Origin of the sequence: uncultured Campylobacter sp., assembly GCF_938045535.1 — a bacterium.
GTDB lineage: Bacteria > Campylobacterota > Campylobacteria > Campylobacterales > Campylobacteraceae > Campylobacter_B.
Genome location: NZ_CALIMQ010000226.1, coordinates 1 through 2,243 on the forward strand (window position 1 = coordinate 1; position 2,243 = coordinate 2,243).

The window sequence follows — 2,243 nt, forward strand, 5'->3', positions numbered from 1 at the left end:
CTAGGTAAGATCAGCGCCGAAAAATCGGAATTTGATCTGAAAAACAAAACTTTAAATTCCGATTTTAATCTGAGCTTGCCCGATCTAGCGAAGCTCGAAAGCCTGCTCGGGCGTAAAATTTCTGGCGACGTTAAAGCAAACGGAAATTTAAAGACCGATTTTTCTACGCTTGAGCTTTCAAACTCGCAAATTTCAGCATTTAAAGACGCGCTTAAAGCGGATGCGGGAGCCAAATTTGACCTGAAAAACAAAAACGGCGAGCTGTCCGCAAAGCTAAACGCAAACGATCTAGCCGCGCTGCAAAACGTCCTGGGAGTGAAGCTGCAAGGCAAAGCAAACGGCGAGCTTAGCGCGGCTTTAGCGCAAAATGAGCTTAAAAATCTAAACTTAAATCTAAACGCGATGGGCGGTAACCTGAATGCGAGCGGAAATTTAAACGATCTAAAACTTAAGGCGAGCAATCTAAATCTGGCTGTGCTTTCGGCTCTATTTTACGGCAACGCGATCGGAGAGGGCACGATAAACGGCGATGCGAAGTTAAGCTTAAAAGACGGCATCAACGGCACGGCGCAAATTTCGCTCGCTAACGGTGTAATTTTTAAGAAATTTTTAGACGGCGCGACGGGCAAGAGCTTCCCGAGCGATCTAAAAACTGATGCACAGGCGCAGACAAATATCAAAAACTCCGTTGCGACCTTTAGCGTAAGCGCAAACTCCGATCTGGCGCAGCTTCAGAGCCTAAACGGCACCTACGAGCTCAAAAATAAAGCGCTTAAAGCAAACTACGCGCTGCTGATCCCAAGCTTGCAGCGACTAGAATTTTTCTTAAATCGCAGACTAAACGGTAAAATTGCCGCTACCGGCGAGCTTTCGCACGACGGCAAGAGCCTGTTTGCTACCGTAAATTCTAAGGTTGCGGGCGGCGAGCTGAACGGACAGATCGCGGGCGATGAGGCGAACTTCAAACTTCAAAATTTTATCGTCAAAGAGCTTACGACGCTTCTAAATATCGATCACGTTTACGACGGGACGGGCAACGCAAATCTTACGTATAATACAAACTCGCACAGCGGCAAATTTGACGCGATCATCAACAACGGCCGCCTTCCTAGCGGCGGACTGATCGATAAAATCGGCAAAATTTTAGGGCGCGATCTAGGTGGCGAGGTCTATAACGACGCCAAAGTAAATGGCACGATCAAGCAGAATTTAATCAATTTCAACGCCGATATGAGCGCGCAAAAAAGCAAGCTAAACGTCACCGGCGGCACGCTGGACAGCAAAACGGGCGCGATTTCGGGGCCGGTTAAGGCAAACATCGAAAAAACCGATCTTGAAATAAACATCACCGGCACGATCAAAGAGCCGAAATACAATATCCAATCGGACTACCTCAAGGGCAAGCTCGACAAGCAGATCGGCAAGGGCATCGACAAGCTTTTCGGCGTGAAAAAGGACGATAACAGCAGCAAAAACGACGCGAAAAAGGAAAGATCTGACGCGATTAAAGGGCTGATAAATGGGCTATTTTAGCCCATTCGCTCCCATTTGGCGTTTGGAATTTTATGGATACTGCTAAACGAGCGCGAGATTTAAAATTTTGAAATTTTGAAATCTCGCGCAGTTTAAATTTTGAAATTTTATGCAGTTTAAAATTTAGAATTTTGCACTTGCCGGCGTAGCCGAAGCCTAAAAATTTTAAAGCAGGACGCGCACTACTTATCAAAATTTTAAACCCTACTAAGATCTGTATTTTAATAGCGTTTCAAATTTAACACTGCAAATTTATCCTGCTTGCGCCGCTATCCGCAATGAAATGCACGCCGCAACCTAGCGTCTTTTAAAGTGTTTCGTATCGATACTGCGCGCTGTGTTTTCAGGCTATCCGATGCTAATTAAAATTTCGCGGCGCAACGTTTATTGCAGTTGGCGCCATGCTTGATAAAATTTGCCCGCCATTATCGCAAGAAAAATGAGCGTCAAAGCTCCAAATACCGTAGCCGTAAATTTATCATCCGTCGTAGCGTATTTGTCATATCTGAATTTCATCAGATACTCGCACTGCGGTGGGTCGACGCTCGCATTATAATCCAAAAATAAAACCTGATACGCCGTGCCGCGACCCTGAAACAGAAACGGACGGCTTTGATACCAAGCTTTAACTCGCTTGCCTTCCAGCCATTCATATGCGATTAGCGAGATAGAAGGCTTGATATTTACGCCTTGCCACTCGTCCGCTCCTA

At 45.8% G+C, this 2,243-nt stretch carries 1 protein-coding gene and 1 pseudogene; one reads left to right on the forward strand and one right to left on the reverse strand.

Annotation, left to right across the window (positions count from 1 at the left end; translation table 11 throughout):
• Positions 1 to 1,533, forward strand: a pseudogene (locus tag Q0095_RS07010) (hypothetical protein); the annotation flags it as partial.
• Between the two features lie 384 nt (positions 1,534 to 1,917).
• On the opposite strand, the gene Q0095_RS07015 reads toward Q0095_RS07010, so the two are convergent.
• A partial coding sequence (locus Q0095_RS07015; protein WP_297882641.1) for a hypothetical protein occupies positions 1,918 to 2,243 on the reverse strand: 326 nt, incomplete at its 5' end.